24 protein-coding genes and 1 riboswitch are annotated in these 24,977 nt (G+C 43.5%); of the genes, 19 read left to right on the top strand and 5 right to left on the bottom strand.

Features of this window, described 5'->3' with window-relative positions; all coding sequences use genetic code 11:
• Positions 1-59 precede the first annotated feature (59 nt).
• From glgA to LKD36_RS13635, 14 genes are all read left to right on the top strand, one after another.
• Positions 60-1,496 carry a glycogen synthase GlgA gene (gene glgA, locus LKD36_RS13700; protein WP_118769705.1) on the top strand — a complete coding sequence of 479 codons (1,437 nt, stop codon included), beginning with the start codon at positions 60-62 and terminating at the stop codon, positions 1,494-1,496.
• Between the two features lie 85 nt (positions 1,497-1,581).
• Positions 1,582-1,767 carry a hypothetical protein gene (locus tag LKD36_RS13695; RefSeq protein ID WP_118769706.1) on the top strand — a complete coding sequence of 62 codons (186 nt, stop codon included), beginning with the start codon at positions 1,582-1,584 and terminating at the stop codon, positions 1,765-1,767.
• Between the two features lie 16 nt (positions 1,768-1,783).
• Positions 1,784-2,041: a spore coat protein gene (locus LKD36_RS13690; protein ID WP_308459929.1), complete on the top strand. Its 258-nt coding sequence runs from the start codon at positions 1,784-1,786 to the stop codon at positions 2,039-2,041.
• Between the two features lie 106 nt (positions 2,042-2,147).
• Positions 2,148-2,334: riboswitch (cobalamin riboswitch) on the top strand.
• A gap of 171 nt (positions 2,335-2,505) precedes the next feature.
• Positions 2,506-3,762: a sirohydrochlorin cobaltochelatase gene (locus LKD36_RS13685; RefSeq protein WP_308459921.1), complete on the top strand. Its 1,257-nt coding sequence runs from the start codon at positions 2,506-2,508 to the stop codon at positions 3,760-3,762.
• A 25-nt stretch (positions 3,763-3,787) separates the two neighbouring features.
• The gene (locus LKD36_RS13680) at positions 3,788-4,378 is read left to right on the top strand and encodes a hypothetical protein (protein ID WP_118769707.1); all 591 of its coding nucleotides are present in this window, start codon (positions 3,788-3,790) and stop codon (positions 4,376-4,378) included.
• Between the two features lie 64 nt (positions 4,379-4,442).
• Positions 4,443-4,994: a hypothetical protein gene (locus tag LKD36_RS13675; RefSeq protein WP_308459920.1), complete on the top strand. Its 552-nt coding sequence runs from the start codon at positions 4,443-4,445 to the stop codon at positions 4,992-4,994.
• Positions 4,994-6,133 carry an ABC transporter substrate-binding protein gene (locus LKD36_RS13670; protein ID WP_308459919.1) on the top strand — a complete coding sequence of 380 codons (1,140 nt, stop codon included), beginning with the start codon at positions 4,994-4,996 and terminating at the stop codon, positions 6,131-6,133. The genes LKD36_RS13675 and LKD36_RS13670 overlap by 1 nt, the downstream gene beginning before the upstream one ends.
• A 4-nt stretch (positions 6,134-6,137) precedes the next feature.
• The gene (locus LKD36_RS13665) at positions 6,138-7,157 is read left to right on the top strand and encodes a FecCD family ABC transporter permease (protein WP_308459918.1); all 1,020 of its coding nucleotides are present in this window, start codon (positions 6,138-6,140) and stop codon (positions 7,155-7,157) included.
• Positions 7,158-7,161: 4 nt separating this feature from the next.
• Positions 7,162-8,259, top strand: coding sequence for an ABC transporter ATP-binding protein (locus LKD36_RS13660; RefSeq protein ID WP_308459917.1), 1,098 nt, complete (start codon positions 7,162-7,164; stop codon positions 8,257-8,259).
• Between the two features lie 248 nt (positions 8,260-8,507).
• Positions 8,508-10,034, top strand: a complete 1,527-nt coding sequence (locus LKD36_RS13655) for a sugar ABC transporter ATP-binding protein (RefSeq protein WP_308459916.1) — start codon at positions 8,508-8,510, stop codon at positions 10,032-10,034.
• Entirely contained in the window at positions 10,027-11,028 is a 1,002-nt protein-coding gene (locus tag LKD36_RS13650; RefSeq protein ID WP_308459915.1) for an ABC transporter permease, read from the top strand. The genes LKD36_RS13655 and LKD36_RS13650 overlap by 8 nt, the downstream gene beginning before the upstream one ends.
• A 27-nt stretch (positions 11,029-11,055) precedes the next feature.
• Positions 11,056-12,051 (top strand): sugar ABC transporter substrate-binding protein, encoded by a 996-nt coding sequence (locus LKD36_RS13645; protein ID WP_308459914.1) that lies wholly within the window; start codon positions 11,056-11,058, stop codon positions 12,049-12,051.
• 26 nt (positions 12,052-12,077) lie between these two features.
• Positions 12,078-13,124, top strand: a complete 1,047-nt coding sequence (locus LKD36_RS13640; RefSeq protein WP_308459913.1) for a LacI family DNA-binding transcriptional regulator — start codon at positions 12,078-12,080, stop codon at positions 13,122-13,124.
• A 15-nt stretch (positions 13,125-13,139) separates the two neighbouring features.
• Positions 13,140-14,090, top strand: coding sequence for an amidohydrolase family protein (locus LKD36_RS13635; RefSeq protein WP_308459912.1), 951 nt, complete (start codon positions 13,140-13,142; stop codon positions 14,088-14,090).
• Between the two features lie 226 nt (positions 14,091-14,316).
• On the opposite strand, the gene LKD36_RS13630 is transcribed toward LKD36_RS13635, so the two are convergent.
• From LKD36_RS13630 to cobI, 4 genes are read right to left on the bottom strand one after another with little or no spacing between them, the layout of a single operon-like run.
• Entirely contained in the window at positions 14,317-14,874 is a 558-nt protein-coding gene (locus LKD36_RS13630) for a hypothetical protein (protein ID WP_308459911.1), read from the bottom strand.
• Positions 14,875-14,906: 32 nt separating this feature from the next.
• Positions 14,907-15,641: an ABC transporter permease gene (locus tag LKD36_RS13625; RefSeq protein WP_308459910.1), complete on the bottom strand. Its 735-nt coding sequence runs from the start codon at positions 15,639-15,641 to the stop codon at positions 14,907-14,909.
• The gene (locus tag LKD36_RS13620) at positions 15,641-16,483 is read right to left on the bottom strand and encodes an ABC transporter ATP-binding protein (protein ID WP_308459909.1); all 843 of its coding nucleotides are present in this window, start codon (positions 16,481-16,483) and stop codon (positions 15,641-15,643) included. Before LKD36_RS13620 ends, LKD36_RS13625 begins: the two co-directional genes overlap by 1 nt.
• Positions 16,476-17,168 (bottom strand): precorrin-2 C(20)-methyltransferase, encoded by a 693-nt coding sequence (cobI, locus tag LKD36_RS13615; RefSeq protein WP_308459908.1) that lies wholly within the window; start codon positions 17,166-17,168, stop codon positions 16,476-16,478. Before cobI ends, LKD36_RS13620 begins: the two co-directional genes overlap by 8 nt.
• Before the next feature lie 283 nt (positions 17,169-17,451).
• Here cobI and LKD36_RS13610 point away from each other — a divergent pair, with 283 nt between their 5' ends.
• Positions 17,452-19,155, top strand: coding sequence for an alpha-amylase family glycosyl hydrolase (locus LKD36_RS13610; protein ID WP_308459907.1), 1,704 nt, complete (start codon positions 17,452-17,454; stop codon positions 19,153-19,155).
• A 223-nt stretch (positions 19,156-19,378) separates the two neighbouring features.
• Here the strand turns inward: LKD36_RS13610 and aroC are convergent, their stop codons facing one another.
• The gene (gene aroC / locus LKD36_RS13605) at positions 19,379-20,497 is read right to left on the bottom strand and encodes a chorismate synthase (protein WP_308459906.1); all 1,119 of its coding nucleotides are present in this window, start codon (positions 20,495-20,497) and stop codon (positions 19,379-19,381) included.
• 106 nt (positions 20,498-20,603) lie between these two features.
• Between aroC and tgt the strand changes: the two genes are divergently transcribed.
• The 4 genes from tgt (at position 20,604) to ilvD (ending at position 24,966) form a co-directional block, all read left to right on the top strand.
• On the top strand, positions 20,604-21,734 hold the full coding sequence (gene tgt, locus LKD36_RS13600; protein ID WP_118769716.1) for a tRNA guanosine(34) transglycosylase Tgt: 1,131 nt from the start codon (positions 20,604-20,606) through the stop codon (positions 21,732-21,734).
• Positions 21,735-21,811: 77 nt separating this feature from the next.
• Complete coding sequence (gene yajC / locus LKD36_RS13595) at positions 21,812-22,099, top strand: preprotein translocase subunit YajC (RefSeq protein ID WP_408610931.1); 288 nt, start codon at positions 21,812-21,814, stop codon at positions 22,097-22,099.
• A 66-nt stretch (positions 22,100-22,165) separates the two neighbouring features.
• The gene (leuB, locus tag LKD36_RS13590; RefSeq protein ID WP_308459905.1) at positions 22,166-23,248 is read left to right on the top strand and encodes a 3-isopropylmalate dehydrogenase; all 1,083 of its coding nucleotides are present in this window, start codon (positions 22,166-22,168) and stop codon (positions 23,246-23,248) included.
• A gap of 50 nt (positions 23,249-23,298) precedes the next feature.
• Complete coding sequence (gene ilvD / locus LKD36_RS13585) at positions 23,299-24,966, top strand: dihydroxy-acid dehydratase (protein ID WP_118769719.1); 1,668 nt, start codon at positions 23,299-23,301, stop codon at positions 24,964-24,966.
• Positions 24,967-24,977: the final 11 nt, after the last annotated feature.

The following is a 24,977-nucleotide window of genomic DNA, read 5'->3' as shown; positions in this document are numbered from 1 at the left end:
GCTTTCAAAGATACCACCGGTGAGTTATAATGTTGTTAAAAACCGGAGGGGTGCATGAAATGAAGAAAATATTATTTATTGCATCGGAGTGTGTGCCATTTGTAAAGACAGGGGGCCTTGCAGACGTAGTCGGTTCACTGCCGAAAGCATTTGATAAAGAAAAATATGAAGTCAGAGTGATCATTCCCAATTATAAGTGTATTAAACCGGAATGGAAAGAAAAGATGAATTTCGTCACCAGTTTTTATATGGATATGGCCTGGAGAAGTCAATATGTGGGAATTATGGAGATGAAGTATGACGGCATACAGTATTATTTTATTGACAATGAATACTATTTTGCCGGTGAGAAACCATACGGATATATCCATGAGGATGTGGAAAAATTTGCTTTCTTTTCAAAGGCGGCATTATCAATCCTGCCAGTGGTAGGATATCAGCCGGATATTGTACACTGTCATGACTGGCAGACCGGACTGGTACCCGTCTATTTAAAAGACAGCTTTCATGAAGGCGGATTTTATGTGAATATGAAATCCGTAATGACAATCCATAACCTGAAGTTTCAGGGAATCTGGAATATCGAGACAGTACAGGATGCGACAGGACTGGATATGTCATATTTTACGCCGGACAAACTGGAGGCGTTTGGTGACGCAAATTATCTGAAAGGCGGCATTGTTTATGCAGACCGGATTACAACGGTCAGCAATACTTATGCGGAGGAGATTAAGACTCCGTTCTACGGGGAACATCTGGATGGCCTGATGAGAGCCCGGTCCGGTGAACTTAAGGGAATTGTGAACGGACTTGATTATAAGGAGTGGAATCCGCAGACAGATCAGAAGATCAGTGCGCGGTACAGTGTTGGCAACTTCCGTCTGAATAAAGTAAAAAATAAACTTGCACTGCAGAAAGAGCTGGGACTTCCGCAGGACAAGAAAGTCATGATGATTGGTATCGTCTCCAGACTGACCGATCAGAAGGGATTCGATCTTATTGATCGTATTATGGATGAATTGTGCCAGGATGCGGTGCAGATTGTTGTACTCGGAACTGGTGAGGAACGTTATGAAAATATGTTTCGTCATTTCGCGTGGAAATATGGGGATAAGGTAGCTGCCTGCATCTATTATTCGGATGAAATGTCACATAAGATATATGCAGCCAGTGATGCATTCCTGATGCCGTCCCTTTTCGAACCGTGCGGTTTAAGTCAGCTTATGAGCCTGAGATACGGTTCTCTTCCGATCGTCAGAGAGACCGGCGGACTGAAAGATACAGTAGAACCCTATAATGAATATGAAGAGACCGGAACCGGAATTTCCTTTACAAATTACAATGCCCACGAAATGCTCGAAGCAATTCGTTATGGCGAGGAGATCTACTATGACAGGAGAAAATCCTGGAATAAGATGGTAGAACGCGCGATGAATGCAGACTTTTCATGGGAACATTCTGCAAAGCAGTACGAACAGCTTTACGAGGAACTGTAACCTGTATTTGTCAGGTATAAATACCTCTCTGTTTTCACATACTGGAATCGTAGTCAGGAGTATGGAAAACAAGGAGGTATTTTTTATGTCACAGTTATCAGAACTGGATGTCCAGAATCTTCGCCATCTCATCGGCGGAAGCGAAACCTGTAAGGCAAAATTTGAGACTTACGCGGAAAATGCAACTGACAGCCGTGTGAAACAGTATTTCCAGCAGGCAGCTCAGTCAGCAAAAGAGAATAAACAGCAGTTGATGGGATTTTTAAATTAGGAGGGCGTACAGGATGATGAATGAAAAAACCATGGTCAGTGATGCGCTGACCGGCATCAATGGAGAATTGAAAATGTATGCGGAATATATTTCCCAAAGTGAGGATCCGCAGTTAAAACAGACCCTCAAACAGATGAGGAACAAGGCAGAGACCGCACAGGAGCAGTTATATCAGATTGCCCGGGAAAAATCTTATTATGTTCCGGCGGAAAAGGCATCAAAAGAAGAGATTGATCATGTAAAATCTCTTTTTAAGCCGGAGAGTATGCTGTGATTTTCATTGCAGAATAGAGCAGCGGCAGGAGAATATCCTGCCGCGAAAAAAGAGGTTGCTGTATCTGAGATAAAGTGGTATAGTACATATGTTAAGTGATTCGAAAATAGAATAAGAAGTAGTTGGTGCCGTTTTTACGGAGAATAGGGAAACAGGTGAAAAGCCTGTGCGGAGCTCGTCACTGTATACAGCGTTGCATGATCATAATGTCACTGGGTCAGTCATGGACTTGGGAAGACGATCGGTGTGGAAAAGCTGAAAGCCAGGAGACCTGCCAGCTGCGGTACGGGAAAGAAACAAAAACGTTTTTTTATTCCAGGTCACGAGGTTTGATTGTACCGAAAAATATATTTTTCTATACAATCCAGCTGCATTCTCATGCGTTGGATTTTTTATTTCTCCCGAGTATGTTCGAATTTTCAATTACTTACAAAAAAATTTCTTATCATAAGGGAGAGATTAAGATGAAAAAGAAACTTGTAGTAATGCTTTGCGTAGCAGCAATGACAGCAACCATGGTAAATGGATGTGGAAGCAGCAGTACGGCAACGGATACTGCAGCAGAGGAGACTACTGAGGCAGCAGATGATACTGCAGCAGAGGAGACCACTGAGGCAGACGATACTGCAGAAGCAGCAGACGAGGATGCAGATCAGGCAGCAGCTGACAATGTAGCAGCTCTGATTGACAAAATCTACGTTCAGGAGAGAACCGATACTACTGACGAAGACTGCAAGGCAGCCAAAGAAGCATGGGATGCTCTGACCGACGCGCAGAAAGAACTGGTCGAGGGCGAGAACGCAGATCCGGACTACTTCGGACGTGACACCGGTGATGCTTCCAAAGATGATCCGCGTAACCAGGATGAGATCGGTGAGAACGAGATTCTGGTGGCAAGCTTCGGAACTTCCTTCAATGACAGCCGTGTAGCTGATATCAAAGGTGTCGAGGATGCCCTTCAGGAAGCAAATCCGGACTGGTCTGTAAGAAGAGCATTTACCGCTCAGATCATCATCAACCATGTACAGGCACGTGATGGCGAAGCTATTGATAATATGGATCAGGCACTGGATCGCGCAGTAGCAAACGGTGTTAAGAACCTGGTTGTTCAGCCGACCCATCTGATGCATGGTGCAGAGTATGATGAGCTGTGCGAGGCAGTTGCAGCATACGAAGATAAATTTGAGTCTGTAAAAGTTGCTGAGCCGTTGCTTGGTGAAGTTGGAGATGACGCTACCGTAGTGAATGATGATAAAAAAGCAGTTGCAGAAGATATCACTGCTGAGGCAGTAAAGACTGCAGGTTATGACAGCCTTGACGCTGCAAAAGAAGACGGTGTTGCATTTGTATTCATGGGACATGGTACTTCCCATACTGCAAAAGTTTCCTACAGCCAGATGCAGTCCCAGATGGGAGAACTTGGCTATGAGAACGTATTTATCGGAACTGTAGAGGGTGAGCCGGAAGAGACTGCTTGTGAGAACGTTATTCAGGCAGTTGCCGATGCAGGTTACACCAAAGTAATTCTTCGTCCGCTGATGGTAGTAGCAGGCGATCATGCAAACAACGATATGGCAGGCGATGATGATGATTCCTGGAAGAGCCAGTTTGAGGCTTCCGGAAAATTTGAAAACGTAGATACTCAGATCGCTGGCCTTGGTGAGATTCCGGCTGTTCAGGAACTCTATGTTGCTCATACGGCAGCAGCCATTAACGAGTAATCAGAACTAGGAAAGAAGACTGGAAATGAAGAAGAAAATCATCGCATTATTAGGAATGACGGTAATGAGCTGCGCACTGGTGACAGGCTGCGGAGGCAGTAAGACGCCGGCGGCAGAGAGTGAAGCGGCGACCGAGGCACCTGCAGAGGAGCAGGAAGGCACGGATGCTCTGACGGAGGAGCAGACATCGGACGAGGCGGATGCTCAGGAAGAAACGGAAGAAAAGACTGCAGCAGCAGTACTGGAAGATGGAACCTATACAGCAGAATTTGATACAGACAGCAGCATGTTCCATGTAAATGAAGCATGTGAAGGAAAAGGAACTCTGACGGTAAAAGATGGCATTATGACGATTCATGTATCAATGCCGTCCAAGAATATTGTGAATCTCTATCCGGGACTTGCAGAGGATGCTCAGAAGGAAGGCGCAGAGCTTCTGCAGCCGACCACAGATACGGTTACCTACAGCGATGGTATGACCGAAGAAGTGAACGGGTTTGATGTTCCGGTTCCAGCGCTCGATGAAGAGTTTGATCTGGCATTGATCGGAACAAAAGGAACCTGGTATGATCACAAAGTAAGTGTTTCCAATCCGGAAAAAATAGAAGAACAGTAGCAAAAGAACTGTGATACCGACGGCCCGGGCCTAGCCCGGGTCGTTGTGCTATGGAGGAAAAAGTATGAAAATGAAAACTATTTTGACAAAAACGGCAGGAATTCTGCTGGCAGCAGTTCTTCTTGCAACAGGTGCCGGATCACAGAATATGGCGGTTCAGGCTGCGGAAAGCAGTACAGAATCCGTCTCATCTGATCTCGCAGATGGAAAATATGCAGTAGATGTAACACTGGAAGGCGGCAGTGGTCGTGCAACCATCAGTTCTCCGGCTATCCTGACCGTTGAAAATGGACAGGCAACGGCCCGGATTGAGTGGAGCAGTTCTCATTACGATTATATGAAAGTGGGAGATGTACAGTATGACCCGGTCAATGAGGAGGGCAATTCCGTTTTTCAGATTCCGGTGACCGTATTTGATGAACCCATGGAAGTAGTTGCGGATACGACAGCCATGAGCGTTCCACATGAAATCGAATATACACTGACCTTTGACAGCGCCTCTTTGAAATCAGAAAAATCAGTGGTAACCCAACAGAGAATCATCATGTTGGTGGTGATCGTTGCAGCAGCTGTGACGATTGTTCTGGTTAAAAAGAAGAAAGCGAAGAAAATGTGATGAAGAAGAAAATAGCAGCAGGTATCGTAAGTGCGGTACTGGCAATTTCACTGACGGCCTGTGGTTCTGCAGGCAGAATGTCCGAGAAGAATACAGAGATCAGCAAAGAACTTGAATATGACCACAGTATGGAACTGGAGTATGCGGAAGAGTTTTCCGTGGATTATTATCAGGATGGATATGCGTTGGTAACGATTGCGGATGACGGACAGTATCTGGTGGTGCCGGAAGGAAAAACCGCACCGGATGACCTTTCCAAAGATATTACAGTACTTCAGCAGCCATTACATAATATATATCTGGTGGCATCTTCTGTTATGGATATGTTTGTGTCACTGGATGCTCTGGATAGTGTACGGTTCAGTGCATTAAAAGCAGACTCCTGGTACATTGAAGCGGCAAAAGAGGCGATGGAGGCAGGAGATATTCTCTATGCAGGAAAATACTCTGCACCGGACTATGAGCAGATTCTGTCAGAAAACTGTGAGCTTGCCATTGAAAATACCATGATTTCCCATACACCGGAAGTGAAGGAACAGCTGGAGAAATTTGGCGTTCCGGTCTTGACAGATCACTCCAGTTATGAGAAAAATCCACTTGGACGTACAGAATGGGTGAAACTTTATGGACTTCTGACGGGACATGAAAAGGAAGCGGAGGAGGCTTTCGCAGCAGAAAATGAAGCCTTTGCATCCATCGGTGAGGAGGAAGAGACCGGAAAGACCGTTGCATTTTTTTATATTACGACCAACGGAGAGGTCAATGTCCGGAAGTCTGCGGATTATCTGCCAAAGATGATTGAACTGGCAGGCGGCAAATACATTTTTGATAAACTGGGTGATGAAGATGATGTGGCTTCCACCATGTCCATGCAGATGGAAGAGTTCTATGCAGGGGCGAAAGATGCAGACTATATTATCTATAACAGTACTATTGATGGAGGCATGCAGACTCTGTCAGATCTGACAGGGAAGAGTCCTATGTTGGAGAAGTTCAAAGCGGTACAGGATGGAAATGTATACTGTACGACGAAGAATCTGTACCAGTCCACGATGGAGCTGGGAACCATTACCTCGGATATTCACAAGATGCTGATCGGGGATGATGCAGATCTTACTTATCTCTATAAACTGGAGTGATACTATGAAGAAAAGACAGGGCAGATATACTGCCGCATTTGCAATTTTGCTGGTACTGGTATTGGTGTTTCTGGTGTTGAATGTATGCATTGGAAGTGTGAACATTCCGGTGACAGAAATTCCGAAGATTTTGTTTGGAAATGGAGCAGATGATGTTTATACGGATATTGTGATGGGTATCCGTTTCCCGAGAGCGCTGGCGGCAGCAATCCTGGGTGGCGGTCTGGCGCTGTCTGGTTATCTTCTGCAGACTTTTTTTCATAACCCCATTGCGGGACCTTTTACTTTGGGTATTTCCTCTGGTGCAAAGCTGATGGTGTCTTTAGTCATGGTGGCATCTCTTGGAAATGCTCTGAAATTAAGCTCCTGGCTCATGATTATTGCCGCATTTGTGGGAGCTATGATCTGTATGGGATTTGTCATCCTTATGTCGAGGGTGATGGATCAGATGTCCATGCTCATTGTCAGCGGTGTTATGATTGGTTATATCTGCTCGGCTATTACGGATTTTATTGTTACCTTTGCGGATGACGCGGACATTGTGAATTTACATAACTGGTCCAAGGGAAGTTTTTCCGGCATTACCTGGAATAATGTGTCAATTATGGCAATTGTGACAGGTGTCACTTTGATTTGGATTTTCCTGCTGTCTAAGCCATTAAGTGCCTATCAGATGGGAGAATCCTATGCGAAAAATATGGGCCTTAATGTGCAGATGTTCCGGATCCTTCTGGTGCTTTTATCCAGCGTATTATCTGCCTGCGTGACGGCATTTGCAGGTCCTGTATCCTTCGTTGGAATTGCGGTTCCTCATCTGGTAAAGAATCTGTTTGGAACGGCAAAACCCATTCTTATGATTCCTGCCTGCTTTCTGGGGGGCGCGACATTCTGTCTTTTCTGCGATTTGCTGGCGAGAACCATGTTTGCCCCTACAGAGTTGTCCATCAGTACAGTGACGGCAGTATTCGGTGCTCCGGTGGTGATCTATATTATGATTCACCGGAAGAAAGAGAAGGCGGAGTAGGATCATGGAAGAATTTTATTTTTATACCAAAGGACTGACCGTTGGCTATCATGGAGTACCGTTAATCAAAGACATTGAACTCAGCGTGAAAAAAGGAGAGATTCTGACGCTGATTGGACCTAACGGAGCAGGTAAGACAACGATTCTGAAAAATATTATCCGGCAGTTAAAACCTCTTGGAGGTGTGGCTGTGCTGGATGGAAGTAACATGGAAGAATTAAGCGGCAGAGAGCTTTCTAAGAAGCTGTCTGTGGTACTGACAGAGCGGGTTCGGCCGGAGATGATGAACTGCAGAGATGTGGTGTCTACGGGACGGTATCCCTATACGGGAAAATTTGGCGTCCTTTCTGAGGAAGAATGGAAGATCGTAGACGAATCCATGAGGCTGGTTCATATTGAAGAATTGGCGGAGCGGGATTTTACGAAAACCAGTGACGGACAGAAACAACGGGTTATGCTCGCCAGAGCACTTTGCCAGCAGCCGGATATCATCGTCCTGGATGAACCGACTTCTTTTCTGGACATCCGCTATAAGCTGGAATTTCTTTCCATTATACAAAATATGTCCCGGACAAGAAAACTGTCGGTCATCATGTCCCTTCATGAACTGGATCTGGCAGGACGGATTTCCGATAAGATTGCCTGCGTCCGCGGCGACCGGGTGGACCGCTTCGGAACACCGGAGGAGATTTTCACGGAAGGTTACATTCCTAAACTGTATCAGATGACTACCGGTTCTTACGATGAACTGACCGGTGATCTGGAGCTTCCGGCGGTACAGGGCGAACCAAGAGTGTTTGTTTTGACCGGAAACGGCACCGGAACCGGTGTATTCCGGCGTCTGCAAAGAGAAGGTATCCCTTTTGCAGCGGGAATTCTGTGGGAAAATGATCTTGACTATCCTTCGGCAAAAGCATTGGCAGTCGAAGTGGTGTCAGAAAAGGTCTTTACACAGTTCTCTGAAGCACAGCTGGCGCGTGCGAAGCAGTTGATAGACAACTGTGAGCGAGTCATCTGTACGTTGGACACAGAAAACCTGGGAAGTCTTGGAGAAGGGTTAAGAGAATTAAAAGAATATGCCTTGAAGCTTGGTAAACTATAAAAATAAATAAAGTACTGTGATAATAAACAAAGATCTTGGAAAATAAAAGATTATTTTTCGAGATCTTTGTTATTTTTTGACAAAAATATATAAAATACTTGCGAATTTTGAAAATATATGATATATTCATCTTACAAGTTAAAACGTTTTAAGTAACGTATATACGCAAAAAAGTAAAATAATAGGCCTAATTTTAGAAAAAACACAAAACGTTTTAAGCAAAATAAGATGAAAGGGGGGATTTGTGGATGAGCGGAAACGTATTAGAATTAAAACATATCGGAAAGTCTTTCGGTGGAATTCCAATATTAAAAGATATTGATTTTACAGTAGAACGTGGAACATTTCATGCATTGTTAGGAGAAAATGGTGCTGGAAAGTCAACTCTTATGAAAATAGTCTGTGGCACTTACACTATGGATCAAGGAGAGTATTTATATGATGGACAAATAATCAAAAATTTGAATCCAAGAGATGCGATTCAAATGGGAATTTCGATGATCCAGCAAGAGTTAAGTCCGATACCGGAAATGACAATTGCGGAAAATATTTTTCTCTATCGTGAACCAATGACAAAATTAAGGTTCGTAGATGATAAAAAGATGAATAGAGAAGCAAAGAAATTATTGGAAGAAGTTGGAATGCACTTAGAACCATCACGTAAAATGTCAACATTAACTGTAGCAGAAATGCAGATGGTAGAAATTGTTAAAGCAATTTCGAGGGATGCTTCCGTGGTTATTATGGATGAACCTACATCATCACTCACAGATCGGGAAATTGAAGCTTTGTTTCGGGAAATAGAAAAACTTAAGAAAAAAGGTGTTGCTATTATTTACATTACTCATAAATTGGATGAAGTTTTTAAAATGAGTGATGAAATAACAATAATGCGTGATGGAGAAAAAATCAGTACTGGAAAAATTTCGGACTACAATATGGAACGTATTATTACAGAAATGGTTGGCAGAGCGATGACAAACATTTATCCAGAAAGAATACGAAATATAGGAAAAGAAATTTTTCGTGCAGAAGGATTACAAGGGAAAAAATTTAAAAATATATCATTCCATGTTAATAAAGGAGAAATAGTAGGTTTTTCAGGATTGGTGGGTGCAGGAAGGACAGAAGTAGCAAGAGCTATTTTTGGATTAGACGATTTACGGGGAGGGAAGTTGTATCTTAAAAATTCCGAAATTGATATCAGAAAGCCGTCGGATGCCATAAAGGCCGGAATTGCATTTTCTAATGAGGATAGAAAAGTTGAAGGTTTAGTTTTGTGCCGAAGTATCCGAGAAAATATTTCTATGATTAATATGGAGATGATTACATCAAACGGTATTATCAATATGAAGAAAGATAAAGAACTTTCAAATAGTATGGTAAAAAAATTAAATATAAAATTACCTTCAATTGAAAGCAAAGTTCAAAACATAAGCGGTGGCAACCAACAAAAGGTTGTTTTGGCAAAATGGCTTTCTAGAGATATGACATTTATGATTTTGGATGAACCAACAAGAGGAATAGATGTAGGGGCCAAATACGATATCTACAATTTGATCGGAAGTATGGCTAAAGATGGATTGGCAGTCATGGTGATTTCTTCAGAAATTCAAGAATTGATGGGGATTTGTGATCGGATCTATGTAATGAGTGATGGTGAAATTACCGGGGAATTAGCACAAAAGGATTTTTCACAGGAAAATATTATGAGATATGCGATCGCGAATACAAAATTGAGAAGTGAATCGGATGAGGAGATAGACAATGAATAAAGAAAAAACAGCAAAAACAATTAATATGGGGGATTTATATTCCTCATATGGGATGTTCATTATTTTTGCAATTATCTTTTTTGCTGCATCAGTTACTACAGACGCATTTTTAAGTGTAAATAATATTTTGAATGTGTTAAGACTAATGTGTATTACAGGAATTAGTGCATATGGAATGACATTTGTATTAACATTAGGGGAAATCGATTTATCTATTGGTTCAATAATGGCTTTGGGCGGCTGCATATCAGCAATGGTTTGGGCAGTAACAGGAAATCCCGCATTAGGGTTTGGTGCAGGAGTGCTTACAGGTGTGATTTGCGGAGCAATATCTGGAGCAATTACAGTAGCAACTTCGATACCAACATTAATTACAACTTTTGCAATGCAGACAATAGCAAGAGGAATTGTATATTTGATTACAGATGGACAACCTGTTGCAGGAATGGGAGAAAGCTTTAAAATTTTAGGTCAGGGGACTCTTAATTCATTATTTAATATTAGTGTTCCTGTGTTGGGAGCAATTCCCCTTCCTATATGGCTTATGTTTTTTCTATTGTTTATCTGCTGGATTTTATTGAACAAAACAAAATTCGGAAGATATGTATATGCGACGGGAGGAAATCGTGAAGCTGCAAAGGCATCAGGAATCAAAATTAACAGTATTATTTTTAGAACATATGTGATGAATGGTGCTTTAGCTGCTATTTCAGGAATTATTTTGATGTCTCGCATGAATTCAGGACAACCATCTGCGGCCAGCGGGTATGAATTTGATGCTATATCGGCATGCGTATTGGGTGGCACAAGCTTAATTGGAGGGTCAAGTAAACTTAGCGGTACATTTATAGGGTGTCTCGTAATTGCTATTGTAAATAATATACTGAATTTGAAAGGAATTAGTACATATTGGCAAATGATTGTAAGGGGAGTTATTATCGTAGTAGCAGTAGTTGCTGATTACAGAATTAAAGGAATTGGAAAAAAAGCATAGATGGATTTTGAAAGGAGAAGTTTTATTATGAAGAGAACAATTATTTTAAGTGCGATTTTAATTGGAACAATGTTAGTATCGACAGCTTGTGGAACATCGAGTAAAAATACCTCTGTAGAACAAACAAGTGAAGATTCAAAATTACAGTCAATAAAAATAGGTGTGAGTAATTGTTCAGATACAGATACATTTACAAAGGAAGTAGCAAACTATTTAGAAAAATTGATTAGTGAAAATCATCCGGAATGGAATGTTGATTTTGTAAGCGCAGAAATGGATTCTAGTATTCAACTTTCTCAGATTGAGACGTTTATTGCCAGAAATTGTGATTATATTGTTATGTCAGCAAGTGATTCGCAGGCTAATATGGCATGCGTAGATGCGTGTAATGAAGCTGGAATTCCGTTGATAGATTATGTAAATAATATTGATTCGGAAAGTGAAAAATTTGTATATGTTGGTGGGTCTAATGAGAGCTGTGGAAAAACTATGGCAGAATATGTTGGAGATAGACTGGAAGATGGATCCAACGTTTTGGTCATGGAAGGTGCACCAGGAGCATCTAATAGTGAACAGCGCGTAAGAGGATTTACAGATACTTTGCATAGTGAGTATCCATCTTTAAATATATTAGAATCAAAAACTGCAAATTGGAATCAAGAAGATGCGTTAACACTGATGGAAGATTGGCTTCAGGCGTATAGTGATATAAATGCTGTTGTTTGCATGAATGATAATATGGCAATGGGCGCAGCGGAGGCAATTAAAGCAGCGGGACGCGCTGATGAAAACATTATGATTATTGGTGCAGATGGTTTGGAAGTGACAATGGGATATATTCGGGATGGAAGTATTGCAATGAGTATGTTTTATAATTTCCAGAAACAGGCTCAGAATGTTTATAGTGTTTTGGAAGACATGATTAGTAGTGGAGAAAGCACTCATGATGATGTATTCTCAGACTTTGAAGTGATTGATAGTTCAAATGTTGATGAATATAGTGAAAAATATTATTCGAAATGAATAAAATAAGATAAGGGTATAGAAAAGTGGACGAAAATAAGGCAAATAAGAGAGTTGGAATTAAAGATATAGCAAAGGAGGCTAATACATCGATAGCATCTGTTTCTTTGGTTATTAATGGAAAAGATAATGGAAAAGTAGCGGATAAAGTAAAAAAAAGAATACTGGAAGCAATAAAAAAACTGAATTATCAGCCAAACTTGAACGCACGAACTCTAAAAAGCGGAGATAGTGTTTTGATTGGTTTGATTGTGCCTAGTATAACCAATCATTTTTATCCTGAATTAATTAAAGGAATAATGCAAAGAGCAGATGAACTTGGTTATTATATTGTAATTTTCGACTCGGAAAATGATTTTGCCAAAGAGGAAGCTTATGTACGAACTTTACGTTCTATATCTGCAAAAGGAATTATTATTGCAGGAGTATATGATGATGATGGAAGAGAAGAAAGAATGTTCCATGAGTTGAAAGAGCAAGGAGTACCACTTCTTCAGGTGGATAGATTTAATCCAATTCATCAGCTTCCGTACGTAGGACTTGATAATTATCAGGCATCTTATGAAATGACAAAGTATCTTTTGAGTATTGGACACGAAAGAATTGCATTGCTTATGCCTCAAGGAAAACAGTATATCATAGAAGAACGTCGACGTGGATATGAAAAAGCAATGAAAGAAACGGACCATGATATAGAAGATGGGATTTTTTACCTTGATGCAATCCATTTTTCTAATTTAGATGATTGTGTGAAAAATATTATTGAATCACCTAAAAGATTTACAGCTATTTACGATGCTAATGGAGACATTTCTGCAATTGAAGTAATTAAGGAATTACGAAAAAATGACCTAATAGTACCTGATGATATTGGTGTGACTGGATTTGATGATGTTTATGTATCTGCATTAATAAAACCTGCATTGACGACTATACGACAGCCTAAATATGAGCTTGGAAAGAATGCTATGGATTTAATGAAACAAATTATAGATGGAAATAATACAGAAAATATGGGCATTCAGTTAAAAGGTCAATTAATTGCAAGAGGATCTGTGTCGGTTATTTTATAACAAAGGAGAATAGGGATGATTAATGTACGTGGAAAGGATATGCTTTTTATTGAAGCACATGGACATGTGTGGGAAAAACTTCACGGAATCCGTTTTAATTATCAGCCGTTGGTGCCGCTTGAAGATGGTAGAATTCGGGTTGGAAATTTCGAAGAACAATTTTTGCCTCCGGAAATGAGAGATAATACCTGCAAAATAGAAGTTATGCAATCTTATGAAAAAATAATGGGATTTGATAAAGTTGTATTACTTCAGACGCCCTGCTACGGAGAACAATATGATTACATTAATAAAATTATTAAAGACAATCCGGGAAAATATGTCTCTATTGGAATAGGAACACCTCAGGATAAAAAAATGTACAAAGAAACGGCTAAAAAGTGTATTGGTGAATATGGGTATAAAGGATTGAAATTTGAATCTCCGGATATTCCGTTTGATATGCTGGCGGATGATAAACAATTTGTATTTGAAGAATTGTTGAAGTATAATGCATATTTTATGTTGGATATGGGATGGGGAAATGGTCCAGATGATTTTCCGATTGATCAAATATTAGAAGTGGCTAGAAGATATCCAACCCTTAAAATTATACTTCCACATATGGGAGTGAGCAGATTGTGGGATAATGCAGAATTGGGGGAATTGAATAGCCTGAAGAAAGTATTATCTATTTTAGAGTATAATGAAAATGTGTATTTCGATTGTTCGGGGATTCCTATGCTGGCTATGAGAGCAGGTCAGGATTATCCATGGCCAATTATGCAGGATGTATTGAAAACGGCAAAAAAGATGGGTGCAATTAACAGAGTAATGTGGGGCAGTGATATGCCTACTGTATTTAAAGCCTGCACTTATAAACAACATTTGGATTGTGTAGTGAAGTATAGTTACTTTTTATCTGACAATGAACTAGAAAATATTTTAGGACGAACGGCAGAATTAGTATGGTTTGATAATAAGTAATATATTAGAGGTACTACTGAAAAACAGCCGGCATCATTATATGATCATTTCCTCACGGAGAGAAAAAGCCCTTCTATGGAAAGAGTATTTGCGAACCTAGTGCTTCATGAGAATAAATCAAAAGAGATCTTCGAATGCTAGAACTGTTGGCTCAAAGGGTTTAACGCAAGTGGTTCTTTTTATAGAGGGGCGTTTCTTTCTCTCGATTATTTGTGTATAAATTATTCTATTTTCGTTTTCCGGTATAATCAATCTTCCGTCGTTCATTGACGAAATGATTCAGAATACCGCCGCCGATGATAATGACTGCTGCCATGAGCAGAACCCGTTTGGCTCCTTCCTGCGGCAGGCTGCTTTTGGAATCGATGGAGGATGGGTCAAAAGTAAGCGTATATTTGACTTCATGAGGTGTTCCCATGGCAAGAGTATCTGCGATAATCGGAAGATCCGAGGCAAGATCCGGTACCGGAATCGTAAAATGAGAATTGGAACCTTCTCCACTCTCATTCAGATATTTCTGCCCATCGACGATCATGTAATCATAATTGGTGCTGCTCCAGGTAATAGAAGCATAGGCAACACCATCCGTTACAGTTAAAAGTGTCGGACTTTGGACAGTCGCCTTGCCGCTTCCTCCGGTCATGGTAACATCAATGGCATATTCACCGTCCTCTAAGGCGAGGGATTCGCTGACAGCAGACGGCTCAGAAGCCGCCAGTACAGGGCTTGCTGCAGATGCGCAGCACCCCAGTGCCAGCAGGACACTGAGTAATATTTTTTTCATGATCAATTTTCCTTTCCTTTGCTCAAAGATGCTTACAAGTTTTTCTTTTTATACAGGAACCAGGAGGCGGCGGCAGCAAAGCAGACCAGATAGAGAGCCAGTATACCAATACTGGTATAGGAGAATGTTTGGTGGTTGGCAATGCTTCGCAGAGCAGCGCTGGTCTGGGACAGCGGAAGAAATTCTACCAGCTGTCTGATCCCGTCAGGCATGGACTTGGAAGAAAAGAAAGTGTTGCAAAGGTAAGCCATCGGCATAATGACATAGTTTGAAAAACGTGGTACATCCGTATGGTTTTTCGCATAGAAGGAGACGACAACTCCAATGGTGGAGAAGACAGCTCCGTTTAAAAACATCAGAAGGAAGGACCATCCATTGAAACAAAGTCCGGTTCCGATGGGAAGCACCAGCAAAATGATAATGACTCCGGCATAAAGACCCCGGAGACTTCCTCCGATAACCTGTCCTGCAATGAATTGCCAGAGAGGTGTCGGGGAGATCATAACCTGGTCGAAGGCCTTCTCGTAAAGACGCTGTACATTCAGGTTCTGGGCAATGGCATTAAAACTTCCATTCATGGTAGTCAGGGCAATCACGCCTGGAATCAGGAAGTTTAAATAGGATTGACCGTGAGACATGGTCTGGATTCCCATGCCGAATACCAGAATGTAGAGGAGTGGCGCAATCATGGCCGCCAGAGTAATTTTATAAAAATCTCTGCGGAATTCCACCCATTTTTCCCATAATACAGTAAGGATTCCCATCATTATTTGCGTTCCAGCTGTCGGCCAACTTTTTCAAGAAAGACATCCTCCAGCGTAGTGCTGCGAAGTGAAGTTTCCTGTGGACAGTCGGACAGAAACTGAATCGCTTCCTCCTTTCTATGGAAATAGTGGTTTTTCATACCGCCCGGACAGACTTCGTCCACGGTATAGCGTCCCAGCATTTCAATCATGGAACGAGGTGCATCGGTTTCCTCCAGAACACCGTCGCACATGAATCCGACCCGGTCGCAGAGGGTTTCTGCTTCTTCCATATAATGCGTGGTAAGCAGAATCGTCAGCTTCTGCTGGTTCAGCTGTTTCAGGAGATTCCACATCTGTCGTCTGGCCAGTGCATCCATGCCGGCGGTAGGTTCGTCCAGAAGAAGAATTTCCGGCTCTGTGAGCAGTGCGCGGCAGACCATAAGCTTACGCTTCATTCCACCGGACAGTTTACGGACTGTTCTCTTCCGAAAATCAATCAGACCGCAGAATTCCAATAATTCTTCAGAACGTTCCCGGATCTTTTTCAGGGGCATGTAATAAAGTCTTCCCTGATACTCCATCACTTCATCCATGGTCATATCCTGACGCATGGAATATTCCTGGGTGACAACACTCAGTTTTCGCTTCAGCTGGTTGTTCTGACGGTTTAACTTTTCACCGTCAATCAGGACTTCTCCCTCTGTAGGGAGGAGAAGAGTGGAAAGCATACCGATCGTGGTAGTCTTTCCGGCACCATTAGGACCAAGGAGACCGAAGAATTCGCCGGTCTCAATGGTCAGATTCAAATTGTCTACTGCCAGAAAATGATCATATTTCTTGGACAGATTCCTTAATTCAATCATGATGATCTTCTTTCACGACAATAATCGAATAATAGCTTGCCTGATCAGGAATCTCATCTACCCCGTGATAGATGTGTTCTTCCGGCATACCACAGTTTTCAATCATGGAACCTTTCAGTTCATTGCGCTGCAAGGTTTCTTTGACGAGATGCATTTTTGAAGCGGCCTTCATAAGGACCTTAGTGCCAGGAAGCTTTAATCCGTCTTCGATATCGTAGGTAGACGGGATGATGTGAAGCTGCTCAGAACGGTCCACCAGGCTGTCACCAAGCTTTGCACTGACAGCGCAGAAAGAGGGGATACCGTTGATGATCTGTGTAGCATATCCCTGTGCCTTTACCAGACGATGGATATAAATATAGGTGCTGTAGATCGTGGGATCGCCAAGAGTCAGACAAGCCACATCTTTGCCCTCTTTTAATTTTTCAATAATTGCCTCAGCAGCTGCCTGATAAGCGGCATCTAAGACTGCCTTGTCCTTTGTCATGGGAGTGGAGAGATTGAGGCATTCTTTTTCATCAATGCCATCCACGATACCGCTGGCAATCTTGTAAGCAACTGCCTTTTCCTTACCGTCTGCAGGTACGGCAATGACCGGGCAGTTTTTGATGGTGTCTACTGCGAGATAGGTCATAAGTCTCGGATTCCCCGGGCCGACACCTACACCATATAATGTTCCGTTCATAAATAATGTAATCCTTCCTTTTTTTTTGAGTTTTATTAACCTAAATTCTTATTTTATCATAGAAAGAAAATGTATTCAACTATTACTTAGAGTGTGTGTTTGTTATTGCTGCTATAACAAAAAGTCGAAATTACTAGTTATGGAGCAAAAAAAAGAATAAAATTATACAAAATGCTCAAAAGCTCTGTTATATTTTTGAAAAATGTGGTATGCTATAAAAATGACAGTTCTGGAGCCGGAATTGTCATCTGACAACATGATAGATCTGGAGGGATATGATTGTATGGCATGGTATGACGAGGCAGTATTTTATCACATTTATCCACTGGGACTGACAGGAGCCCCGAAAACAAATGATTATGGAGAACCGGTGCATCGGCTGAATACACTGCTGCCGTGGGTGAAACATATAAAAGAAACAGGATTTAACGCACTTTATATTGGACCGCTGTTTGAATCTGTAGGACATGGATATGAGACAACCGATTATAAGAAGCTGGACAGCCGCCTTGGAACGAATGATGATCTGAAGGCATTTGTAAAGGAATGTCATGAGCAGGGAATCCGGGTGATCTTTGATGGTGTGTTCAACCATACGGGACGTGATTTCTTTGCATTCAAAGATCTGCAGAAGAATCGGGAGCAGTCTCCCTATAAGGACTGGTATTGCAATGTGAATTTTTGGGGAAACAATGAATATAACGATGGATTTTCCTACGAGAACTGGGGTGGATATAACCTGCTGGTCAAATTAAATCAGCACAATCCGGCAGTCCGGGATTATATCTGTGATGTGATTCGGTTCTGGGTCAGCGAGTTTGATGTAGATGGTATTCGTCTGGATGCAGCGGACGTGCTGGATTTTGAATATATGAAAGCGCTGCGCCGGACCGCAAATGAAGTGAAGCCGGAGTTCTGGCTTATGGGTGAAGTGATTCACGGGGATTACAGCCGCTGGGTCAATGAAGGAACACTGCATTCCGTCACCAACTATCAGCTCCACAAGGCGCTGTATTCCGGCCATAATGATCACAACTATTTTGAGATTGCCCATACGGTAAAACGTCTCTATGAGATGGGAGGCAATCGTCCGGAGGGACTGAAGCTTTATAATTTCGTGGACAATCATGATGTGGAGCGTATCTATACAAAGCTTCAGAATAAGGCACACTTTACACCGGTTCATGTGCTGCTCTATACCTTGCCGGGAGTGCCGTCTGTTTACTACGGCTCTGAGTTCGGTATTGAGGGAAAGAAGGAGCGGTATTCCGATGATTCTATCCGTCCAGCACTGCATCTTGCAGACTATGCAAATGCAGCGGAAGAGAATCCGTGTACAAAGCTCATCGCAGCTCTGGGCCGTATCCGTCAGCATACGAAGGAACTCTCTTACGGAGATTATAAGGAACTGATGCTTCAGAACCGCCAATATGCGTTCTCCAGAAGTCTTGATGGAAAGAGCGTCATTGTCATGGTGAATAATGATGATAATGGTGCAGAATTTTCTGTTCCGGCAGTCGGAATTTATATAGGAGCTTTGTCGGGAAGAAAGGTAAATGCAGATGGTCAGTTGCGGGTGCAGATCGACGGCAACAGCGGAGAGATCTGGATTCCGGCAGAGGAAGCAGACAAAGATCTGGCGCCGGTGGAGCTGGAAGCTATCAAGGAGACACCGGCTGCACCGCAGGAGGCAGCAAAACCAACAGCTGCACCGCAGGAGACAGTAAAACCAGCAACCGCACCGCAGGAGACAGTAAAATCAGCAACCGCACCGCAGGAAGCAGAAAAAGCTGCAGCTGCCCCGGCAGAAAAAGTACCGGTTTCGGTACCGGACAAACCGTACGAAGAGATGACCGTGGAAGAGCTCCAACAGGCCGTCCTTCAGAAGCTGGCAAAGAACGGTCCGGTCACGGAGCAGATGAAAAAAGATGTGGCAGACAATGTCTACCATGATTCTCTGGTGAACTGGGTGAAGAGTTTTAGATAGTGTTATCACTTTGTTTCTGAAAATGAAGATGGGTCTATGTGCAGAAAAGTTGAAAAATGTTCCCGCGAAAAGAAAATTCGCAGGAAACAAAATCCACTTTCTGAAACATAGACCCATTTCGTGTTTCAAAGCATGTTATTTTAAATGAAAACAGGAACTTTTGGGGCATATTTTTGATACAGACCCAGCGCCGGAATATCGCCAACTCAGTTTATTCCCGGTCTTACTTTTCCGGCATCATTGGTTTCGCCCAGAACTCCTTCATCCGGTCTAATCTGGATGTCATGCCTACCATCATAAGGTCCAGCACAGTAAGGGCTGCCATACACTCGACGACGACTACCGCTCTCGGCGCAATGATCGGGTCATGGCGTCCTTTAACAGAGACGGTGATCTCCTCGCCGGACTTGTTGACCGTATGCTGCTCCCGGCTGATGGACGGGGTTGGCTTAAAAGCGGCCCGGAAGAGAATATCACTTCCGTCGCTGATGCCGCCCAGGGTACCGCCGGAATGATTGGAAAGCTTCTTTACATGGCCATCTTCCATACCAAAGGGATCGTTGTTGGCACTTCCGTGCATTTTTGCTACATCAAATCCATCTCCCAGTTCAAAACCTTTGACAGCTCCGATGGAGAAGACCGCCTTTGCCAGATTGGCACTTAATTTATCAAAGCAGGGCTCACCCACACCGGCGGGAACCCCTTTGATGATGCATTCCACTATGCCGCCGCAGGAATCCTCTTTTGCATGGCAGACGTCGAGATGTGCCATGGCAAGCTCGGCTGCCAGCGGGTCCGGCATGTTGACTGCATTTTGTTCCATCTGGGAGAGGTCGAAACGATTGTAATCAATCTCCACAGGACCGATGGACTTGGTATAAGCGGTAATGGTGATGCCCATTTCTTGCAGGATTTTTGCAGCAACGGCACCTGCAGCCACTCGTCCGATGGTCTCGCGGCCCGAAGACCGTCCGCCGCCGGTGTAATCCCGGAAGCCGTATTTGCAGTCATAGGTATAATCTGCATGCCCCGGACGATAGTAAGAAGCAATTTCACTGTAATCTTTGGAACGCTGGGAAGTGTTCCGCACCATCAGGGAAATGGGGGTGCCGGTAGTGCGTCCTTCAAAGACGCCAGATAAAATTTCTACGGTATCATCCTCTTTTCGAGGGGTGGTAAAGCGGGACTGACCCGGCTTTCTTCTATTTAAATAAATCTGAATATCCTGTTCTGTCAGGGGAAGACCTGCCGGACAGCCGTCGATGACAACGCCGACGCCTTTCCCGTGGGACTCTCCCCAGGTGGAGACAGAAAATACTGTTCCTAATGTAGAACCTGCCATAACGTTGTTACTCCTTTTTATCAGCTTGACTAACACACATTATATAGAATATACTGAATGCTGTAAATCATTTTTTGAACGATCATTTTTGGAGGTAATATAGAGCGTGTATAAACTGATAAAAAAAGACGGTGATGCCAAACGGGGAGAATTCCATACCGTACATGGTGTAATTCAGACCCCGGTATTTATGAATGTGGGAACGGCTGCAGCTATTAAAGGTGCGGTATCCACAGAAGATCTGGAAGGAATCGGAACCCAGGTGGAACTGTCTAATACGTATCATCTTCATGTGCGTCCGGGCGACCAGGTGGTAAAGAAAATGGGTGGTCTGCATAAGTTCATGTCCTGGAACAAACCGATTCTCACAGATTCCGGTGGATTTCAGGTATTTTCTCTGGCAGGTTTGAGAAAGATTAAGGAAGAGGGAGTTTGCTTCAATTCCCACATCGATGGAAGAAAGATTTTCATGGGACCGGAGGAGAGCATGCAGATCCAGTCAAATCTGGCTTCCACCATTGCCATGGCTTTTGATGAATGCCCGCCCAGTCTGGCAGACAGAAAGTATGTGCAGAATTCTGTAGACCGCACGGTTCGCTGGCTGAAACGATGTAAGACAGAGATGGATCGTCTGAACAGTCTGGAAGATACGATTAATAAAAATCAGCTGCTCTTTGGAATCAATCAGGGGGCGATTTTTGAAGACATCCGTATTGAGCATGCAAAACAGATCACGGAACTTGATCTTCCTGGATATGCGATCGGCGGATTGGCGGTAGGAGAGAGTCATGAGGAGATGTACCGGATTATTGAGGCAGTGGTTCCGTATCTGCCGGTTGAGAAGCCGACCTATTTGATGGGAGTTGGAACTCCGGCAAATATTCTGGAAGCGGTAGATCGTGGTGTGGATTTCTTTGATTGTGTATATCCCAGCCGTAACGGACGTCACGGCCATGTCTACACTAATCATGGCAAGCTGAATCTTTTTAATGCCAAATATGAACTGGATGACAGACCGATTGAAGAGGGCTGTCAGTGTCCGGCATGCCGCCGTTACAGCAGATCGTATATCCGTCATCTGCTGAAAGCGAAAGAAATGCTTGGCATGCGTCTGTGCGTGCTTCACAACCTGTATTTCTACAATCATATGATGGAAGAGATTCGTGAAGCCATTGAGCAGGGACGTTATAAAGAATATAAGAGACAGAAACTCGATGGAATGGAAGCAGGAGAGTAAAAAAACTCTTGCCCTACAGGTAAATATTGTGTACAATATCTACTAGGTTATTTTTTAGGAGGATATGAGATATGTTAATGACCGCAAATGCTGCAAGCTCAACATACGTTCTCATTCTCTGGATCGTACTTTTCGGTGGAGTTATGTACTTCACCATGTACAGACCTCAGAAAAAAGAGCAGAAAAGAGTAGCTGCCATGCTTTCATCAATGGAAGTTGGCGATGTTGTTGTGACTACAAGCGGATTTTATGGAGTCTTAATTGACATCACAGATGATGATGTAATTGTAGAGTTCGGAAGCAACCGCAACTGCCGTATTCCTATGAAGAAAGCGGCTATCCAGCAGGTGGAAAAACAGGACTAAGGCACTGATGCCAGCAGGGGCGGGAGAATTCTTCCGCCCCTTTTCTGCAAATGAGGAGAAAAATTTATGAATTACAAAATTGGAGTGATTTCCGGAGACGGAATCGGACCGGAAATCGTAAGAGAGGCACGAAAAGTGCTGGATGCTGTATGCAAAAAATATGAACATGAGTTCACTTATACAGATCTTCTGCTGGGTGGTGCATCCATTGATGTACACGGTGTGCCGCTGACTGACGAGACCATTGAAAATGCAAAAAAATGCGATGCAGTGCTGATGGGCTCCATCGGCGGAGATGCAAAGACCTCTCCGTGGTACAAACTGGAGCCCTCCAAGCGTCCGGAAGCAGGACTTCTTGGTATCCGCAAGGCACTGAATCTGTTCGCAAATCTAAGACCGGCGTATCTCTATGACGAACTTCGCGCCGCATGCCCGCTTCGTGATGACATCAGTGCAGAAGGCTTTGACATGCTGATCATGAGAGAACTGACCGGAGGACTTTATTTCGGAGCAAGAAAGACCGAGGAGATTGACGGAGTCAGAACTGCTACCGATACACTTTCCTACAATGAAAATGAGATCCGCCGTATCGCAAAGCGTGCATTTGATATTGCCATGAAACGACGCAAAAAAGTCTGCAGCGTGGATAAGGCAAACGTTCTGGATTCATCCCGTCTGTGGAGACAGGTGGTGGAAGAAGTGGCAAAGGATTATCCGGAAGTGACGCTTTCGCATATGTATGTGGACAACTGCGCGATGCAGCTGGTTATGAATCCGGCACAGTTCGATGTGATTCTCACAGAGAACATGTTCGGTGATATTTTATCCGATGAGGCATCCATGGTAACCGGCTCCATCGGAATGCTTTCCAGTGCAAGTTTAAATGAAACCAAGTTTGGTCTCTATGAGCCGAGCCATGGTTCTGCACCGGATATTGCCGGACAGGATAAGGCCAATCCGATTGCAACGATCCTTTCCGCAGCTATGATGCTCCGCTATTCTCTGGATCTTGACAAAGAGGCAGATGCAGTGGAGGCAGCAGTACGGCAGGTACTGAAAGACGGTTACCGCACTGGTGACATTATGTCAGACGGATGTACAAAGGTAGGTACAAAAGAAATGGGAACCCTCATCGCAGAGAGGTTATAACCTATATAAGCAAACACATTTGAAAATTTATACTACAGGAGGAGATCATCATGAGAAGTGATGCAGTAAAAAAGGGTATGCAGCAGGCACCGCACAGATCATTATTTAATGCCCTTGGATTAACGGAAGAAGAAATGAATCGTCCGTTGGTAGGTATCGTAAGTTCCTACAATGAGATCGTACCGGGACATATGAATCTGGACAAAATCGTTCAGGCAGTGAAGATGGGAGTTGCCATGGCAGGCGGAACTCCGATTATGTTCCCGGCCATTGCTGTATGTGATGGTATTGCCATGGGACATACTGGAATGAAATATTCTCTGGTTACCCGTGACCTGATCGCAGATTCCACCGAGGCTATGGCCATGGCACATCAGTTTGATGCACTGGTTATGGTTCCGAACTGTGATAAGAATGTACCAGGTCTTCTGATGGCAGCAGCCAGAGTCAATGTTCCGACTGTATTTGTCAGCGGCGGCCCGATGCTGGCAGGACATGTAAAAGGACAGAAGAGAAGCCTTTCCAGCATGTTCGAGGCAGTAGGTTCCTATGCAGCAGGTACCATGACAGAAGAAGATGTGAAAGAATTTGAAAATAAAGTATGTCCGACATGCGGTTCCTGTTCCGGTATGTATACTGCAAACAGCATGAACTGTCTGACAGAAGTTCTGGGTATGGGACTTCAGGGCAACGGAACGATTCCGGCCGTTTACTCCGAGCGTATTAAACTGGCGAAGAAAGCCGGTATGAAAGTAATGGAGATGCTGGAGAAGAATATCCGCCCGAGAGACATTATGACAGAAAAGGCATTTATGAATGCCCTGACTGTAGATATGGCACTGGGATGCTCTACCAACAGTATGCTTCATCTTCCGGCTATCGCTCATGAAGCAGGTGTGGAGTTGAATGTGGATATTGCCAATGAAGTCAGTGCAAGAACTCCGAACTTGTGCCATCTGGCACCGGCAGGTCCGACTTATATGGAAGATCTGAACGAGGCAGGCGGTGTATATGCTGTTATGAACGAACTGTCCAAAAAGAATCTGCTGAATCTGGACTGCATGACAGTAACCGGTAAGACTGTTGGAGAGAATATTAAGAACTGCATCAATAAGAATCCGGAAGTGATCCGCACTATCGACAACCCGTACAGCCAGACCGGCGGTATCGCGATCCTGAAAGGAAATCTGGCACCGGACAGCGGTGTTGTAAAACAGTCCGCAGTTGCACCGGAGATGCTGGTACATGAAGGACCGGCACGTGTCTTTGACTGTGAGGAAGATGCGATTGAAGCTATTAAAGGTGGCAAGATCGTAGAGGGTGATGTGGTAGTGATCCGTTACGAAGGACCGAAAGGCGGCCCGGGCATGAGAGAAATGCTGAACCCGACTTCCGCAATTGTCGGAATGGGACTGGGTTCTTCTGTAGCCCTTATTACAGACGGACGTTTCAGCGGTGCAAGCCGCGGCGCTTCCATCGGACATGTATCACCGGAAGCAGCAGTGGGCGGACCGATCGCTCTGGTAGAAGAAGGCGATATCATCAAGATCAATATTCCGGAGCATTCTCTGAATGTAGATATTTCTGATGAAGAGATGGCTGCAAGACGTGCAAAATGGCAGCCGAGACAGCCGAAGGTAACAACCGGTTACCTGGCTCGCTACGCGCATCTGGTAACTTCCGGAAATCGTGGAGCAATTCTTGAGGTTCAGGACTAAAGGGGGAGAAA

It is taken from the genome of Hominiventricola filiformis, from assembly GCF_020686965.1.
In the GTDB taxonomy this organism is placed as follows: Bacteria; Bacillota; Clostridia; order Lachnospirales; family Lachnospiraceae; genus Hominiventricola; species Hominiventricola filiformis.
This window is presented reverse-complemented; position numbering and strand designations above follow the sequence as displayed.

Bases quoted from the DNA above. Each gene is read 5' to 3' on its own strand.
- LKD36_RS13680 (WP_118769707.1), top strand. From the start codon at position 3,788: ATGAAGAAGAAAATCATCGCATTATTAGGAATGACGGTAATGAGCTGC.
- LKD36_RS13670 (WP_308459919.1), top strand. From the start codon at position 4,994: ATGAAGAAGAAAATAGCAGCAGGTATCGTAAGTGCGGTACTGGCAATT.
- LKD36_RS13610 (WP_308459907.1), top strand. From the start codon at position 17,452: ATGGCATGGTATGACGAGGCAGTATTTTATCACATTTATCCACTGGGA.
- LKD36_RS13630 (WP_308459911.1), bottom strand. From the start codon at position 14,874: ATGAAAAAAATATTACTCAGTGTCCTGCTGGCACTGGGGTGCTGCGCA.
- LKD36_RS13695 (WP_118769706.1), top strand. From the start codon at position 1,582: ATGTCACAGTTATCAGAACTGGATGTCCAGAATCTTCGCCATCTCATC.
- cobI (WP_308459908.1), bottom strand. From the start codon at position 17,168: ATGAACGGAACATTATATGGTGTAGGTGTCGGCCCGGGGAATCCGAGA.
- LKD36_RS13655 (WP_308459916.1), top strand. From the start codon at position 8,508: ATGAGCGGAAACGTATTAGAATTAAAACATATCGGAAAGTCTTTCGGT.
- LKD36_RS13690 (WP_308459929.1), top strand. From the start codon at position 1,784: ATGAATGAAAAAACCATGGTCAGTGATGCGCTGACCGGCATCAATGGA.
- LKD36_RS13650 (WP_308459915.1), top strand. From the start codon at position 10,027: ATGAATAAAGAAAAAACAGCAAAAACAATTAATATGGGGGATTTATAT.
- aroC (WP_308459906.1), bottom strand. From the start codon at position 20,497: ATGGCAGGTTCTACATTAGGAACAGTATTTTCTGTCTCCACCTGGGGA.
- LKD36_RS13625 (WP_308459910.1), bottom strand. From the start codon at position 15,641: ATGATGGGAATCCTTACTGTATTATGGGAAAAATGGGTGGAATTCCGC.
- yajC (WP_408610931.1), top strand. From the start codon at position 21,812: ATGACCGCAAATGCTGCAAGCTCAACATACGTTCTCATTCTCTGGATC.
- LKD36_RS13660 (WP_308459917.1), top strand. From the start codon at position 7,162: ATGGAAGAATTTTATTTTTATACCAAAGGACTGACCGTTGGCTATCAT.
- LKD36_RS13620 (WP_308459909.1), bottom strand. From the start codon at position 16,483: ATGATTGAATTAAGGAATCTGTCCAAGAAATATGATCATTTTCTGGCA.
- glgA (WP_118769705.1), top strand. From the start codon at position 60: ATGAAGAAAATATTATTTATTGCATCGGAGTGTGTGCCATTTGTAAAG.
- LKD36_RS13685 (WP_308459921.1), top strand. From the start codon at position 2,506: ATGAAAAAGAAACTTGTAGTAATGCTTTGCGTAGCAGCAATGACAGCA.
- leuB (WP_308459905.1), top strand. From the start codon at position 22,166: ATGAATTACAAAATTGGAGTGATTTCCGGAGACGGAATCGGACCGGAA.
- LKD36_RS13665 (WP_308459918.1), top strand. From the start codon at position 6,138: ATGAAGAAAAGACAGGGCAGATATACTGCCGCATTTGCAATTTTGCTG.
- LKD36_RS13675 (WP_308459920.1), top strand. From the start codon at position 4,443: ATGAAAATGAAAACTATTTTGACAAAAACGGCAGGAATTCTGCTGGCA.
- ilvD (WP_118769719.1), top strand. From the start codon at position 23,299: ATGAGAAGTGATGCAGTAAAAAAGGGTATGCAGCAGGCACCGCACAGA.
- LKD36_RS13635 (WP_308459912.1), top strand. From the start codon at position 13,140: ATGATTAATGTACGTGGAAAGGATATGCTTTTTATTGAAGCACATGGA.
- LKD36_RS13645 (WP_308459914.1), top strand. From the start codon at position 11,056: ATGAAGAGAACAATTATTTTAAGTGCGATTTTAATTGGAACAATGTTA.